This is a genomic window from Rhodosalinus sp. FB01 (genome assembly GCF_041365715.1).
In the GTDB taxonomy this organism is placed as follows: domain Bacteria; phylum Pseudomonadota; class Alphaproteobacteria; order Rhodobacterales; family Rhodobacteraceae; genus Rhodosalinus.
This window is the reverse complement of the sequence record NZ_JBGFSH010000010.1, coordinates 21,477-35,858: the sequence shown is the minus strand read 5'-3', so window position 1 is coordinate 35,858 and position 14,382 is coordinate 21,477. Positions and strand designations below refer to the sequence as shown.

Annotated in this window: 15 protein-coding genes; 3 read left to right on the top strand and 12 right to left on the bottom strand. The window is 68.8% G+C overall.

Translation table 11 applies throughout. The features are described 5' to 3' along the window. Positions 1-21 precede the first annotated feature (21 nt). The 8 genes from AB6A65_RS13670 to guaA form a co-directional block, all read right to left on the bottom strand. Positions 22-639, bottom strand: a complete 618-nt coding sequence (locus tag AB6A65_RS13670) for a TetR/AcrR family transcriptional regulator (RefSeq protein ID WP_371038946.1) — start codon at positions 637-639, stop codon at positions 22-24. Further along, positions 632-1,501, bottom strand: coding sequence for a polyphosphate kinase 2 (ppk2, locus tag AB6A65_RS13665; RefSeq protein ID WP_371039023.1), 870 nt, complete (start codon positions 1,499-1,501; stop codon positions 632-634). The genes AB6A65_RS13670 and ppk2 overlap by 8 nt, the downstream gene beginning before the upstream one ends. Before the next feature lie 47 nt (positions 1,502-1,548). Next, entirely contained in the window at positions 1,549-2,511 is a 963-nt protein-coding gene (locus tag AB6A65_RS13660) for an alpha/beta fold hydrolase (protein WP_371038945.1), read from the bottom strand. Then, positions 2,508-3,461: a homoserine O-succinyltransferase gene (gene metA, locus AB6A65_RS13655; RefSeq protein ID WP_371038944.1), complete on the bottom strand. Its 954-nt coding sequence runs from the start codon at positions 3,459-3,461 to the stop codon at positions 2,508-2,510. The genes AB6A65_RS13660 and metA overlap by 4 nt, the downstream gene beginning before the upstream one ends. 38 nt (positions 3,462-3,499) lie before the next feature. Next, positions 3,500-4,363, bottom strand: a complete 864-nt coding sequence (locus AB6A65_RS13650) for an ATPase (protein WP_371038943.1) — start codon at positions 4,361-4,363, stop codon at positions 3,500-3,502. 124 nt (positions 4,364-4,487) lie between these two features. Then, the gene (locus AB6A65_RS13645; protein WP_371038942.1) at positions 4,488-5,609 is read right to left on the bottom strand and encodes an OmpP1/FadL family transporter; all 1,122 of its coding nucleotides are present in this window, start codon (positions 5,607-5,609) and stop codon (positions 4,488-4,490) included. Between the two features lie 165 nt (positions 5,610-5,774). Beyond that, complete coding sequence (locus AB6A65_RS13640; protein ID WP_371038941.1) at positions 5,775-6,626, bottom strand: DMT family transporter; 852 nt, start codon at positions 6,624-6,626, stop codon at positions 5,775-5,777. Positions 6,627-6,741: 115 nt separating this feature from the next. Next, a complete protein-coding gene (gene guaA / locus AB6A65_RS13635; protein ID WP_371038940.1) occupies positions 6,742-8,304 on the bottom strand; it encodes a glutamine-hydrolyzing GMP synthase in 1,563 nt (520 codons plus the stop codon). A gap of 165 nt (positions 8,305-8,469) precedes the next feature. Here guaA and AB6A65_RS13630 point away from each other — a divergent pair, with 165 nt between their 5' ends. After that, positions 8,470-10,017 (top strand): trimethylamine methyltransferase family protein, encoded by a 1,548-nt coding sequence (locus AB6A65_RS13630; protein ID WP_371038939.1) that lies wholly within the window; start codon positions 8,470-8,472, stop codon positions 10,015-10,017. On the opposite strand, the gene AB6A65_RS13625 is transcribed toward AB6A65_RS13630, so the two are convergent. Next, positions 10,010-10,303 (bottom strand): DUF6477 family protein, encoded by a 294-nt coding sequence (locus tag AB6A65_RS13625; RefSeq protein ID WP_371038938.1) that lies wholly within the window; start codon positions 10,301-10,303, stop codon positions 10,010-10,012. The two genes, AB6A65_RS13630 and AB6A65_RS13625, sit on opposite strands and share 8 nt — an antisense overlap. A gap of 290 nt (positions 10,304-10,593) precedes the next feature. Here AB6A65_RS13625 and AB6A65_RS13620 point away from each other — a divergent pair, with 290 nt between their 5' ends. Then, complete coding sequence (locus AB6A65_RS13620) at positions 10,594-11,586, top strand: DUF6456 domain-containing protein (RefSeq protein ID WP_371038937.1); 993 nt, start codon at positions 10,594-10,596, stop codon at positions 11,584-11,586. Positions 11,587-11,667: 81 nt separating this feature from the next. Beyond that, the gene (gene lipA / locus AB6A65_RS13615; protein WP_371038936.1) at positions 11,668-12,624 is read left to right on the top strand and encodes a lipoyl synthase; all 957 of its coding nucleotides are present in this window, start codon (positions 11,668-11,670) and stop codon (positions 12,622-12,624) included. 22 nt (positions 12,625-12,646) lie between these two features. On the opposite strand, the gene AB6A65_RS13610 is transcribed toward lipA, so the two are convergent. From AB6A65_RS13610 to AB6A65_RS13600, 3 genes are all read right to left on the bottom strand, one after another. After that, positions 12,647-13,537 (bottom strand): c-type cytochrome, encoded by an 891-nt coding sequence (locus AB6A65_RS13610; protein ID WP_371038935.1) that lies wholly within the window; start codon positions 13,535-13,537, stop codon positions 12,647-12,649. Between the two features lie 9 nt (positions 13,538-13,546). Continuing rightward, positions 13,547-14,008, bottom strand: coding sequence for a cytochrome c (locus tag AB6A65_RS13605; RefSeq protein WP_371038934.1), 462 nt, complete (start codon positions 14,006-14,008; stop codon positions 13,547-13,549). 108 nt (positions 14,009-14,116) lie between these two features. Further along, complete coding sequence (locus tag AB6A65_RS13600) at positions 14,117-14,302, bottom strand: hypothetical protein (protein WP_371038933.1); 186 nt, start codon at positions 14,300-14,302, stop codon at positions 14,117-14,119. Positions 14,303-14,382 lie beyond the last annotated feature (80 nt).

Below are 14,382 nucleotides of genomic sequence, written 5' to 3'. Positions count from 1 at the left end.
GGACGGTCGTCGCGCGGGCGCTCACCCGTCGGGCGGGATGAGGCCCAGGCCGCGAAGGTAGATGCCGATCCCGCTTTCCAGCAATTCCTCGGGCGGAAAGGGCGACGCGCGGCCCGGGGCCTGCCGTGCGAAGAGTTCGACGACGCCGTGGCTCATCGCCCAGACATGGGCGGAGAACATCGCCGCGGGGGGGCGCTTCTCGGGCGGGATATGCCGCGAAAGATCCTCTGCCGCGCGTTCCAGAACGCCACGGGCCCGCGCGGCCGCGGCGGCCAGTTCGGGGGTGCGGTTCACGCCGACCCCGCTTTCGAACATCGCGATGTAGTGACCGGGATGCTTCCGCGCAAAGGCAAGATACGCGCGTCCCGTCGCCTCGAAGGCGGCGAGCGCCGAGGGCTGGCCGCTGTCATAGGCATGCTGCATCACGTCGGCGAAGATCTCGTAGCCCTGCCGCGCCGCCTCTGCGATGAGATCCGCGCGGCCCTCGAAATGCCGGTAGACCGCGGCGGGCGTCACGCCGGCCTGTTTCGCCGCTTCGCTGAGGGTGAACCCCTCGGGTCCTTTCGCCTCGATCAGCTCCAGCGCGGCATCCACCAGCGCCTGGCGAAGGTTGCCGTGGTGGTAACCCCGTTTAGCCACGCCAGAGCTCCGGTCCGCCGCGTATCTTCGGATCGCCCGTCCCGATCGCCGCATCGTCGCGTCCGGGATAGTCGAGCCGCTCCAGCACGGCGCGGATCGCCTCCAGCCGGGCGCGACGCTTGTCGTCGGAGCGGATCACCACCCAAGGGGCGATCGAGGCATGGGAGCGCGCGAAGGTCTCGGCGATGGCGTCGGTATACGCGTCCCAGAGGGAGAGCCCTTCCACGTCGATGCGCGAGAGCTTCCACCGCTTCAGCGGATCGGCCTCGCGGGCGAGGAAGCGGCGCAGCTGTTCCGCGCGGCCGACGTTGAGCCAGATCTTCACGAGCACGATACCCTCGTCCACGAGAAGCGTCTCGAACTCGGGCACCTGGCGGAAGAACGTCTCGCGCTCGGCCTCGGTGCAAAAGCCCATGACCTTTTCCACCACGCCGCGATTGTACCAGGACCTGTCGAAGAGCACGATCTCGCCCGCGGCGGGAAGCTGTTCGACGTAACGCTGGAAGTACCATTGCGTGGCCTCGCGGTCCGACGGCTTTGGCAGTGCCACGAGGCGCGCGACGCGCGGATTGAGGTTTTCGCGGAACCGCTTGATGGAGCCGCCCTTGCCGGCCGCGTCGCGGCCCTCGAAAACGACGGCGACGCGCGCGCCCGACGCCTTGGCCCAGGCCTGCAGCTTGGCCAGTTCGATCTGAAGCGTGCCGAGCTGGCGCTTGTAGCTCTTTTTCTCCATGCGGCTGTCGTGCGGGTAGTCGGGGTCGAGGATATCGCCCTTGCGGCCCCTTGCGATCGCCGCGCGGATCTCTGAAGGCGCGGAGGTTTCGTAGTAGCGGGTGATGGCCTCGTCGAAAGGCAGGCTCAGCGGCATGGTCGTCCCTCCTTTCGGGGGATCATGACGGGCAGGGTGGATCAGCGCAATCCGGCGCTGGCGGCGGCGCGGTCCACGGCCTCGATCACGGCTTCGGGCTCGGCGTGGTGCGGCATGTGGCCCACCCCGGCAAGGCGCGTCAGCCGGGCATGGGCGATCTGGCGGGCGAGCGGTTCGGAATGGATCCGCAGACCCACGGTCCGGTCCGCGGTGCCGTGCAGGATCTCCGTGGGAACGGTGATCGCGTCGTAGCGCGGGACCATGCCGATGATCTCGTCCTTGATCGCGGCGCGCTGAAGCGCGTTCTCGCGCAGCGTCGCGCGGCGCAGCGCAAGGCCCGGGCCGAAATGCGCGGCGTATCCCCGCGGCGGGGGCTGCGGCTCGAACACCTCGGCCACCGCGTCGGTCACCACCCTGTCGGGCACCCAGGCGGCGATAAGCGCCACAGTCACGGGGCCGAGCCAGGGATGCGAGGCGAGGCGGTAATAAAGGCTGAGACCCGCCTCCCACGGGTTCGAGGCCGCACCGAGAAGCACCAGGGCGGAGAGGCGGTCGGGCACATGCACCGCCCAGGCCAGCGCCACGGCGCCGCCGTAGGAATGGCCCAGCACCAGCGGCCGCTCGGCGCCTAGTGCCGCCGCCGCACCGGAGAGGAGGCGTGCCTGTGCCTCGAGGCTCGCCGGCTCCGCTCCGGGCAGGCGCGGGGTGTAGCCGAGGCCGGGACGGTCCAGCGCGATCACCCGGTAGTGCCGAGACAGCCGCCCGGCGAGGTCGAAGGTATAGTCGCGCAGGTTCCCGCTTGCCCCGTGGATCAGCACGACATCCGGCCCCGCGCCCGAGACGTAGGCGTGTACCGGGTGGCCGTCCACCGTCACGATCCGGCCCTGGGGCGGGTAGGTCGCCTCTGTCCGGGCCTCGTGCCGGGCCGCCTTCACGAGGGTCGCGAGCGTGCCGCCGCCGAGGACGAGCGCGAGGACGACCAGGCCGGTGGCGAGGGGGCTCACACGCGCTCCCGCCGAAGATCGGTGACGCTTTGCCCGATCTCGGAAAGGTCGAAGGGGGTGGTCAGGTAGATCTCGGCGATCCAGTTCCCGTATAGCAGGTGCGCGTGGCTGCGCCAGCGGTTGGCGGGCGGGCGCGTCGGGTCGTCGCCGGGATAATAGTTCACCGGCACCGCGATATCGGTCCCCGCCGCCGCGTCGCGGTCGTATTCCTGCTTCAGCGTATCGCTGTCGTATTCGAGATGGTTGAAGATGTAGAGCGCCCGGTGCGCGGTATCCTCGACAAGGCAGGGGCCCACCTCGTCGCTCGCGATCAGCGTACGCAGCCCCGGCGCGGCGTCGATCTCGGCCTGGCGCATCTCTGGCCAGCGGCTCACCGGGATCAGGCGGTCGTCGGAGGGACCGCGCAGGTAGGGAGAGGCGGGGGCCAGGTTGCGGTGGCGGAAGCATCCGAACGCCTTCTCGGGCAGCATGTGCTTCTCGACCCCGTGGAAATAGTGGATCATCGCCATGCCGCCCCAGCACACGCCGAAGGTGGCGTGGACGTGGCTCTGCGTCCACTCGAAGACGCGGCGGAGCTCTTCGATGTAGGTCACCTCGTCGAAGGGCAGATGCTCGATCGGCGCGCCGGTGATGACGAGGCCGTCGAACTTCTCGCCCGACGCCTCGACCTCGGCGAAGGGGCGGTAGAAGCTTTCCATGTGCTCGGGCGCGGTCGTCTTGGTCTGGTGCTCGGTCATGCGGATCAGGCTGAGCTCGATCTGCAGCGGCGTGGCCCCGATGAGCCGCGCGAACTGGGTCTCGGTCTGGATCTTCTGCGGCATGAGGTTGAGCAGCCCGATGCGCAGGGGCCGGATGTCCTGCCGCGCCGCAAGCTCTTCCGACATGACCATGACGCCCTCGCGCGAGAGGATGCCGTAGGCGGGCAGGTCGGACGGGATCTTGATCGGCATGGTCGCTCGGCCTTCTGGGGAAAAGGGCGGGGATACGCCTATTCGGCGCGGCGCTCAAGCGCGCGGGCCAGCAGCGCCTCGAAGCCCGCGGCGTCGCTGACGGCGGCGACCTCGTCGGCGCTTACCGTGACGCCCCAGCGCGCCATCGCGGCGTAGCGCGGCTGCCGGTGCGCGAGCGCGCGCGCATAGGTCCGCCGCACGAAGGCGTCCGGGTCCACTTCGGTTTCGCGAAGGCCCGTTTCCTCGAGGTGCTCCCTCCAGGCCGCGCGCAGGAAATCGGGCTGGTAATACATCGGCTTCGGGGCCCGGTCGAACCGGCGGACGAGCTCCGCGGTGTGGGCCTCGGATCCCTCGATCCACACCGGCAGGGCCGTTGCGGAGAGCGCCGCGAGGATCGCGTCGGCCGGGTTCTCGGGATCGACGATCTCGCAGATCGAGCCCGAGGTGTCGCAGACGAAGTTCCGGTAGCCGTAGATCTCGCGGGCGCGCGTCACGAAATGGCCGGTGTCGAGCATCGCCGAACGCTCGGCGGCCCGGTGCTGCGCCTGCCGGCGCATGTATTCTTCGAACTCCAGCCCGCCCTTCGCCGGATCCCCCGGTTTTCCAAGGTATTTCGACAGCGGCGCGAGGTTGTCGAAGCGGATCTTCGAGTCGATCGTGATCGAGTCGGACATCAGCAATTCGCGCAGGAACGGGAGCTTCATCGCCTCCCGCTTGAAAAGGTCGGCGATGTGCTCGCCCATGTAGCGCGTGCCGATGCGGTAATCGACGGAGTAATGGAACCAGCCTCCCTGCTCGCGCAGCAGGGCCGAAAGCCGTGTCTTGCCAAGCCCGGACATGCCGAAAAGCACCACGCGCTTTTCGGGCGCATCAAGCCAGTCCGTCGCGGTCTCGTAGATCATGCCGGGGGCCGTCCCATCGTTCCAGAAGCGCCTTAGCCAGAGCGCGAGCCCCGGTCAAACCCCCTCGCGCAGCAAAAGGCCCCGCCCGGGATGGGGCGGGGCCTTGAGCGGGGATGAAGGAATGTCAGAAATTGAACGAGACGCGCAGCCCCACGCCGACGACGTCATTGTCGGAAAAATCTGCGCGCGCGACGTCGGGCGTTCCCGTCTCGGGCTTGGCGTCGCCGAGGACGGTGTAACTCACGCCGCCCGCGATCTGCATCATCTCGGTCGCCTGGTAGGCCGCGCCGAGCGCGACCTGCGTATATCCCGTGGACGGGGCGAGCGGCGAGACGAGATCGTCGCCCGGCGCCTCGTACGCGAGGGTGACGGAGCCCGTCCACTTGTCGCTGAAGCGCCGCCCGAGGCCGAGCCGGTAGGTCGTCGTGTCCTCGAGGTCGATGAGGCCGTCGCCCGTGGCGCCGACGAACCCCTGCGGATCCACCCGGAAGGCCGAGTGCTCCACCCAGCGGACCGAGCCGAACAGCAGCGTGTCCTGCGCGATGCCGGTCTGGAAGTCGAGGTTGACGCTTTGCGGGGTCTTGACCTCTGTCACCGAAGGGGGCGCGATGGGGGTGCCGCCAATCGTCTCGCGCGTTCCCATCTCGTGGGTGATCTCGGAGTTGTAGGTCAGCGCCACGCGAAGCGCGATCTCCGGCACCTCGTAGGCGACGCCGAGGACATAGCCGGCCGCGGCGTCGCGGTCGAGCGAGACCTCGTAGCCGGAGACCGGCCCATACGCGGCGCCTTGCAGGCCGATGTCACCCTCGGCGGTCTGATATCGCAGGCCGCCGAAGGCCGAGACGCGTTCGTTGATCTGGTATTTCAGAAGTGCGGTGAGCGCGTTGGTCGAGGCCTCCGCCGAGGTGCCGCCGAGGACGGGATTGAGCGGGTCGTACTTCACGTCCGCGCCGAAGGGACGATCGTAGATAAGCGCGGCGGAGAGATTGTCGCCGAGATCCATCTTCAGGCCGAAGCCCGGCAGGAAGTAATCGTCCGCCACGTTGTCGATTTTCTGGGCAGGGAAAGGCCCGAGCGCGCGGCTCGTCCCGCTCACGCTGGGCGAGGCGCTGCCAAGGCTCAGCTCCCCGTAATTTCCGTCCTCGTAGAGGATCATCGCCGATTGCGTCGTGCGTTCGATGCCCCCCGCAAGCGCCCCGCCGGCGGCAAGCGCGAGCGCGGATGCCGCTCCGATCAGTGTCTTCATTGCATTCCTCCCCTGACGCGCCGACCGCAACAGCCCTCGGTAGCAGCGCAACCTCCTGAGTAGGAACGGGCTTCGACGGCTGTCAATATTGGCGGAACGTTAACATGGGGTAAGCAACGCAACGTCAACCTAGGGCTGAACCCCCGCCGGGACGGGCCGCCGGCCTCACTCCGGACGCAGGGCCTGCGTCGTTTCCCGCGTTTGCGCCCGGATGTTGATCCAGTTGGCCGCGAAGATCACCAGCGCGCCGACGAGAACCGCCCATTCCAGCGGCTCGGCGTAAAGTGCCATTCCGACGAAGGCGATCACCGGCAGCCGCGCGAAATCCATCGGCATGACCACCCCCGCCGGTGCCAGCCGCAGCGCGTTGGTCAGGCAGAAATGGGCCGAAAGCCCCGCGACACCCACCAGCGCGACAAAGGGCAGCGCGCCCGGACCGGGCAGGGCGATGTCGCCGTCCACCCCGGCCGCGGCCAGCCCGAGAACGGCCTGCATCAAAGTGAGCCAGAACATGATGCAGGTGATGCTCTCGGTGCGGGTCAGCGCGCGGGTGGCGAGCGCAGTCAGCGCGAAGCCCAGCGCCGCCCCCGCGGCGGTGACCTGCCCGGCCTCGAGCGGTGTCACGCCGGGGCGCGCGACGATCAGGATGCCGACGAAGCCCAGAAGCGCGGCAAGCGCGCGGACGGGCGTCAGACGCTCACCGAGGACGAGCGGCGCCAGCAGCACGACCCAGAGCGGCGAGGTGAACTCCAGCGCCACCACCTGCGCGAGCGGGATGGTCGCGATCGCGTAGAACCAGAGGTTCTGCGCGGTGAAATGGGTGACGTTGCGGATGACATGCAGGCGGAACCGCAGCACGCTCACCTGCGATAGCGTGCCCGCCGCGGCGCCGACCGCCAGCACGATCCCCACGCCCACGAGGCTGCGGTAGAGCATGATCTCGAAGGTATCGAGACCCGCCGACAGCTCCCGCCCCGCCACCGCCATCGATGTGAAAGAGAGGACCGTCCCGACCATCCAGAAACCGGCGAGGAGGGTCGGCGATCGGACCGGGGCAGGGGCGTCGCGCGTGGCCATGCCTTCGCTTAGCAGCCCGTCCGGCGGCGCGCCAGAGCGCCCCGGCGCGCCCGGGTCATTCCCACTCTATCGTGCCCGGGGGCTTCGACGTGATGTCGTAGGTCACCCGGTTGATGCCGCGCACCTCGTTGATGATGCGCGTCGCCGTCTCGGAGAGGAACTCGTGGCTGAACGGGTAGACGTCGGCCGTCATGCCGTCCACCGAGGTCACGGCGCGGAGCGCGCAGGCGTAGTCGTAGGTCCGCCCGTCGCCCATCACGCCCACCGTGCGCACGGGCAGGATCGCGGCGAAGGCCTGCCAGATCTCGTCGTAAAGCCCGTGCTTGCGGATCTGGTCGATGTAGACCGCGTCGGCCTTGCGCAGGATCTCCAGCTTGTCGCGGGTGATCTCGCCCGGGCAGCGGATGGCGAGGCCGGGGCCCGGGAAGGGGTGGCGGCCGATGAAGTTCCCGGGCAGGCCAAGCTCGCCGCCGAGGACGCGCACCTCGTCCTTGAAAAGCTCGCGCAAGGGCTCCACGAGCTTCAGGCCCATCTTCTCGGGCAGGCCGCCCACGTTGTGGTGGCTCTTGATCGTCACCGACGGACCGCCCGAGAAGGAGACCGATTCGATCACGTCGGGGTAAAGCGTGCCCTGGGCCAGGAATTCCGCCCCCTCGATGCCGTCGGCGTGCTCCTGGAAGACGTCGATGAACAGTCCTCCGATGATCTTGCGTTTCGTTTCCGGATCGGACACGCCTTCCAGCGCCGACAGGAAGCGTTCCGTCTCGTCCACGTGGACGAGCGGGATGTTGTAGTGATCGCGGAACATCGAGACGACTTCCTCGGCCTCGTTGAGGCGCAGAAGCCCGTGATCCACGAAGACGCAGGTCAGCTGGTCGCCGATCGCCTCGTGGATGAGGACGGCGGCCACCGAGGAATCGACACCCCCGGAAAGACCGCAGATCACCTTGGCGTCGCCCACCTGCGCGCGGATTTTCTCGATCGCCTCGTCGCGGTAGGCGCCCATGGTCCAGTCGCCGGTGAAACCCGCGATCTTCAGGAAGTTGGCGTAAAGCCTGCCGCCGTTCGGCGTGTGGTGCACCTCCGGGTGGAACTGCACGGCGTAGAAGTGGCGTTCGGGGTCGGCGGTCACGGCGAAGGGGGCGCCGGGCGAGGTGCCGAAGACCTCGAAACCCGGAGCGAGCGCGGCCACATGATCGCCGTGGCTCATCCAGACCTGCTCGCGCCCCGTGTCGAACCAGCCCTCCAGCAGATCGAGACGCGTCGCGGTGGGCACGACATAGGCGCGGCCGAACTCCGCAGTGCCGTCGCCGCGCTCCACCCGGCCGCCCAGCATCTGCATCATCACCTGCTGTCCGTAGCAGATGCCCAGCACCGGCACGCCGAGCGCGAAGACGGCCTCGGGCGGGCGCGGGCTCTCCGGATCGGTGACCGAGGCCGGTCCGCCCGACAGGATCACCGCCTTGGGGCGGAACGCTTCGAGAAACGCCTCGGTGACGTTCTGGAAGGGGTGGATCTCGCAATAGGTGTCGAGTTCGCGCAGGCGCCGCGCGATGAGCTGCGTCACCTGGGACCCGAAATCGACGATGAGCATGCGGTCATGGGCAGGCTGTGTCATGGCTGCCCTCTAAGCCGCGCGATGCGGACGCGCAAGCGCGCGCAAGGGCGCATGATGCCGCGCCATGTCGTTTTCGTCCGAAACTGGCCGCAAACGATCACCGCAGGAGGACGGGCGCGGCGTTACACCCTGTCCACCCGAAACCCTTGGCGCGCGAGGTGAGACATGACCGAGGCAGCAACCCGCAGACGGGCCCCAGGCAGTGGCGGCGGCGCGGCGCGGCGTGCGGAGCGGACCTCCGTGCGCATCGAGACCGCGCGCTTCATCGAGCGCAACATCCCGCTTTTCGAGATCCTGAACGCCGAGGCGCTGGAGATCATCGAGGCGAACGCCGAGATCCTCCTCGAGGAGATCGGGGTCAACTTCGTGCAGAACCCCGAGGCGCTGGCGCGCTGGCGCGAGGCGGGGGCGGACGTGCAGGGCGAGCGGGTGCACATTCCGCGCGGGCTGGCCCGCGAACTCTGCGCGAAGGCGCCCGCGCGCTACACACAGATGGCGCGCAACCCGGAAAAATCGGTGGAGATCGGTGGCAACACGCTGGTCTGCGCGCCGGTCTACGGCCCTCCCTTCGTGCGCGATCTCGCCGGCGGCCGGCGCTACGCCACGATGGAGGATTTCCGCAAGTTCGTGAAGCTGGGCTACATGTCGAAATGGCTGCACCATTCGGGCGGCACGGTCTGCGAGCCGACCGACGTGCCGGTGAACAAGCGCCATCTCGACATGCTGCTTGCGCACATGACGCTGTCGGACAAGCCCTTCATGGGCTCGGTGACCGAACCCTCGCGCGCGCAGGACAGCGTGGAGATGTGCGAGATCCTCTTCGGGCAGGAGTTCGTGCAGCAGAACACGGTGATGACCTCGCTCATCAACGTGAACTCGCCCATGACCTTCGACGACGTGATGATGGGCGCGCTCGAGGTCTATGTGCGCAACAACCAGGCCTGCATCGTCTCGCCCTTCATCGTGGGCGGCGCCATGGCGCCGGTCTCGGTGGCGGGCACGCTCACGCAGGTGCTGGCCGAGGTCATGGCCGGGATCGGCTACGCGCAGCTCGTGCGGCCGGGCGCGCCGGTGATCTTCGGCGCCTTCGTCACCTCGATCGACATGAACTCGGGCGCGCCCACCTTCGGCACCCCGGAGGCGAGCCAGATCCTCTACGGCGCGGGCCAGCTCGCGCGGCGGATGAACCTGCCCTTCCGCTCGGGCGGCGGGCTCTGCGGCTCCAAGCTGCCAGACGCGCAGGCGGCCTATGAGACGACGCAGACGCTGAACGCCGCGCTGCTCGGCGGCGTGAACTTCATGCTGCACTCCTGCGGCTGGCTCGAGGGCGGGCTCGTCGCCTCCTTCGAGAAGTTCGTGATGGACGCCGACCAGCTCGGCGTGCTGCACAAATTCGCCCAGGGCATCGCGATGGACGAGAACGCGCAGGCCCTCGACGCGATCCGCGAGGTCGGGCCGGGCGGCCATTACCTCGGCTGCGCGCACACCCAGGGCAACTTCAAGTCGGCGTTCTGGCGTACCGAGCTCTTCGACTACAAGCCCTTCGAGACCTGGGACGAGGAAGGCGCGCGCGACACGGTCTCGCTCGCCTCCGAGCGGGTCGACAAGCTGATGGGCCAATACCAGCAGCCCGCGCTCGATCCGGCGGTGACCGAGGCGCTTTCGGCCTATGTCGCCGAGAAGAAGGCCTCGATGCCCGACGCCTTCAGCTGACCCCGGGCGCGGCGCGCAACATCCGCGCCTCGCCCATGAGCGCGATCAGCACCTCGACATGGCGCGCGGGGCTGTAGTCGGCGCGCGCGTCGCGGCGCGCCGCCTCCAGTTCGCCCTCGAGCGTGAAGAGCCTCAGGGCCGCGTCGGCGCTGCGCGGCAGCGCCCCGTAGCCCAGCACGCGGGGCAGATGCGCCTCGCGGCGGTATTCCGCGGCGCCGATGCGCGCGGTCCGCACGAGCAGTGCCGGGCGGCGCAGATCGGCGAGCATTCTGGTGATATCCTGCATGGTATGTTCCCCTCTGCCTTGGCGAGACGGGACTGTGACACAACCTGAACGCGTGTTGCGCCGCGGCATGGAAGATCGCGCGGCCGCGTTGCAATTGTTTATCAATTGGAAACAATACTGCTTTGACGATCTGGAAATTTACGAATGGGTAACCAATTCTCGCAATGGTTGTGGACAACTCTGTGGAACGACGGGGGCGCGCGGAAACCGTGGGGGGATCGACGCCGATAGCGCGGAGCGAAGGCCGCTCCTTTCCGGTCGCCTGTCCGGACTGGGTTCCGGCGGCGGCCGTGCATTATCTCGCCCATACCGAGGCAGGACTCACGATCCGCCATCTCGCCCGAAGCGCGGGGTGCCACGCATCGACGGTGCTGCGGCAGGTGCGCCGCATCGAGGCGCGGCGCGACGACCCGCTGACCGATGCGGCGTTGCGCGGGCTGGGCACCGCGCTTTTCCCGGACCGCGGCGCAGCCCGCGCGGCCCAGCTCCGGGGCGCGCCGCTCATGGACGGAGACACCCTGACGCGCGAGGCGCGGCGCGTGCTGTCCCGCATGGCCGAAACCGGCGCGCGTCTCGCCGTGGCCGAGGGGATGGAGAAGGCCGTGGTGGTGCGCGACACGCCGGACGGCACGTCGATCCGCACCGCGGTGCTGGATGCCGAGGTGGCGCAGGCGCTCGCCCTCAAGGAATGGATCGAGTGTCTGAAGCCCGGGCGCATCGCGCAATACGCGCTGACCGCGGCAGGCCGGAGCGCGCTTCAGGAGTTCGCGGGCGAGCGCGACGACGACGCGACCGGGTTCGGCGAGGCTCAGGCCCGCTACCGCGCGAGCGCGGCGCGGCGCGGGCGCTATTGCGCGCAGGATACCCCGCTTGTCGCGCTTGCGCGGCGGCGCGACCGCGACGGCGCGCCGTTCCTGCCGGAGGCACTGCTGCGCGCGGGCGAGCGCCTGCGCGAAGATTTCGAGCTTGCGCAGGTGGGCAGCGCCGTCACCCAGAACTGGCAGCGCTTCCTGACGGCCGGTTGCACCGGGGCGCCGCCTGCGGGCGGCCGCGGCGCGTCGGAAGCCGCGCGCGAACGTGTCGCCGCGGCGCTGCGCGATCTCGGACCGGGGCTCGGCGACGTCGCGTTGCGGTGCTGTTGCTACCTCGAAGGGCTCGAAAGCGCCGAGCGCCGGCTGGGCTGGTCCGCGCGCTCGGGCAAGATCGTGCTGCGCATCGCGCTGCAACGGCTCAAGCGGCACTACGACGAAACGCAGGGGCCGGGCGGGCCGATGATCGGCTGAGACGGGGCGCGGCGTTGCCGCACTGGTCACCGCCCGTCGCGAGGACTATGCTTCCCTGTGAAGCAAACGCCCGGAGGCATGATGCGCGACCTCGCCGACCCCGCCCAGCGCCACCCCGAAAAGGCGCACCGCCCCGATACCGAGCGGCCGCGCAAGCCCGACTGGATCCGCGTCAAGGCGCCGGTGAGCGAGGGCTACAAGGAAACCCGCGACATCATCCGCGAGAACCGCCTCGTCACCGTCTGCGAGGAGGCGGGCTGCCCCAATGTCGGCGAATGCTGGAGCCAGGGTCACGCCACCATGATGATCATGGGCGAGATCTGCACCCGCGGCTGCACGTTCTGCAACGTGGCGACCGGGCGGCCCGAGGCGCTCGACGTGTTCGAGCCGGGGCGCGTGGCCCACGCGGTGGAGAAGCTCGGCCTCAACCATGTCGTCATCACCAGCGTGGACCGCGACGACCTCGAGGATGGCGGGGCGGAGCATTTCGCGCAGACCATCCGCGCGATCCGCCACCGCAGCCCCGAGACCACGATCGAGGTGCTGACGCCAGATTTCCTGCGCTGCGCCGACTCCGCCCTCGAAACCGTGGTCGAGGCGCGGCCGGACGTCTTCAATCACAACCTCGAGACGGTGCCGGGGCTCTATCCCGAGGTGCGGCCCGGCGCGCGCTACTTCCATTCCCTGCGCCTCCTGCAGCGGGTGAAGGAGATCGATCCGACGATCTTCACCAAGTCGGGCGTCATGGTCGGCCTCGGCGAGGCGCGCGCGCAGGTGCTGCAGGTGATGGACGACATGCGCTCGGCCGACGTGGATTTCCTGACGATCGGTCAGTACCTCCAGCCCACCTCGAAGCATCACCGGGTCGATCGCTTCATCACGCCGGACGAGTTCCGCTCCTACGAGAAGGCGGCCTGGGGCAAGGGGTTCCTGATGGTGTCCGCGACCCCGCTCACGCGCTCTTCCTACCACGCGGGCGAGGATTTCGCCCGGCTTCGGGAGAATCGGCTGGCCCGCCTGGGGCAGGACGCGTCCTGAACGGCCCGGCCCCGGCGGCCTTTCACCCGTCGCGGGGCAGGGCCAGCAGATAGGCCGCGATCGCCGCGCGATCCTCGTCGGGCAACTTTGAAAGGCCGGTGACCACCTTGGCCATGCTGCCGCCCGCGCTGTCGTAGTCCGGCGTGAAACCCGACTCGAGATACCAGGCGATTTCGGACGCGTCCCAGCCAAGCTCGTCGGGCGTGATCGCGGGAATGCGCCCGCGCCCCGAAGGATTGGGAGCTCCCGTCATCCAGCGCCCGATGTCGAGCGCGCCGGCGAAGTTTCGCGGGGTGTGGCATTCGGCGCAATGGCCCAGCGCCTCGACAAGGTAGCGGCCGCGCTCCAGTTCCGCGCCGGGCGCATCCGTCACGACCCACCCCTCGTCGAGAAAGGCGCGTTTCCAAAGCCCGATCCCGCGCGTCAGGGTGAAGGGAAACCCGACCTCGTGCGGCGCGCTTCCGGCGTCCGAGGGGGGCAGCCTGTCCATGTAGGCCTTCAGATCGGCCACGTCCTGCGGCGCCATCTTGGCGTAGGCCGTGTAGGGAAAGGCGGGGTAGTAATGGCGCCCGTCCGGCGCGACGCCCTTCGTCAGCGCGGTGGCGAACGCTTCGAGGCTCCATCCGCCGATGCCCGCGTCCGGATCCGGAGAGATGTTGGGCGCGACGAAGGTTCCGAAATCGCTTTCGAACCGCGCGCCGCCGGCCAGAACCAGCCGGGCCTCGCCCTCCGCGTCCGGGGCGGCATGGCAGGACGCGCAGCCCGCGGCGTGAAAGATCCTCTCGCCCGCGGCCGGGTCGCCCTCCAGCCCGGCATAGAGCGCGGCGTCGGCGCTCTGCGGAGCGCTCAGAAACCAGCCCGCCGCCCCGATCAGGGCGGCGAGCACGATGAAACCTGTCAGCAGGCGGCGCATGGCGCGGGATCAGTCTTCGGGCGCGCGATACTCGTCGTGGCACGCCTTGCAGGTGCCGCCGAGCTGCTGAAGCGCGGGGCCCACGGCGTCCAGCCCGTCGCCGGCGACCGCCTGCATCGCGGCGGCCTGTTCGCCGAAATCCCCCCATTTCGAGGCGAAATCGTCGAAGTTTTCCCAGATCGCCGCCTTGGCGCGCGTGCCGTCCAGCATCACCTCGTCGGTACCTTCGGGCCAGAGCTTGCCCTGGTGCACCCCGCTGATCGCCACCAGGGAATCGGCCGCGATCTGCGCCGCCTCGGCGTCATAGTCGATCTTGCCCTGGGCCATGCCGCCCAGAACGCCGATGTTCAGCGCCATGATGCGGAACTGGCCTTGCCGCGCCTTGAGCTGCGCCGAAAAGTCGTCTTGCGCAAAAGCGGCGGGCGCGACAAGCGCGGCCGCGGCGGCCAGAGCGATCACCTTGGTCTTCATGACGTGTCTCCCTATTTGGACATGCGCGGTCAGTATGCCTGAGATGCGTAACAAATCATCAACCATTTCTGCGCGCAACGTCTGCGCGCTCCCGCACGGCCCGGCGGTTCAGCGGGGCATCGGGGTGAGGCGCGGCGGGCGGTCCATCTGCATCCAGTCGGGCAGGCCCAGCCATGTCTCGAGCGCCCAGATGACCGCGGCGAGTGCCAGCACACCCCCGACGGTCCAGCGCAACGCGCGAGAGGGCGGACGACGGGACCACCTGTAAAGCCGAAGCAGCCAGCCCAGATACATCAGGTGAAGCGCACCGCGCCGATATAGGGCGATATGTTGTGGCTATAAAGCACTGTCATAACGTTACTTTCTGTTTATTA

Coding starts and splice junctions, on each gene's coding strand:
- metA (WP_371038944.1), bottom strand. CDS start 3,461: ATGCCGATCAAGATCCCGTCCGACCTGCCCGCCTACGGCATCCTCTCG.
- AB6A65_RS13650 (WP_371038943.1), bottom strand. CDS start 4,363: ATGATCTACGAGACCGCGACGGACTGGCTTGATGCGCCCGAAAAGCGC.
- AB6A65_RS13645 (WP_371038942.1), bottom strand. CDS start 5,609: ATGAAGACACTGATCGGAGCGGCATCCGCGCTCGCGCTTGCCGCCGGC.
- AB6A65_RS13640 (WP_371038941.1), bottom strand. CDS start 6,626: ATGGTCGGGACGGTCCTCTCTTTCACATCGATGGCGGTGGCGGGGCGG.
- guaA (WP_371038940.1), bottom strand. CDS start 8,304: ATGACACAGCCTGCCCATGACCGCATGCTCATCGTCGATTTCGGGTCC.
- AB6A65_RS13630 (WP_371038939.1), top strand. CDS start 8,470: ATGACCGAGGCAGCAACCCGCAGACGGGCCCCAGGCAGTGGCGGCGGC.
- AB6A65_RS13625 (WP_371038938.1), bottom strand. CDS start 10,303: ATGCAGGATATCACCAGAATGCTCGCCGATCTGCGCCGCCCGGCACTG.
- lipA (WP_371038936.1), top strand. CDS start 11,668: ATGCGCGACCTCGCCGACCCCGCCCAGCGCCACCCCGAAAAGGCGCAC.
- AB6A65_RS13610 (WP_371038935.1), bottom strand. CDS start 13,537: ATGCGCCGCCTGCTGACAGGTTTCATCGTGCTCGCCGCCCTGATCGGG.
- AB6A65_RS13605 (WP_371038934.1), bottom strand. CDS start 14,008: ATGAAGACCAAGGTGATCGCTCTGGCCGCCGCGGCCGCGCTTGTCGCG.
- AB6A65_RS13600 (WP_371038933.1), bottom strand. CDS start 14,302: ATGTATCTGGGCTGGCTGCTTCGGCTTTACAGGTGGTCCCGTCGTCCG.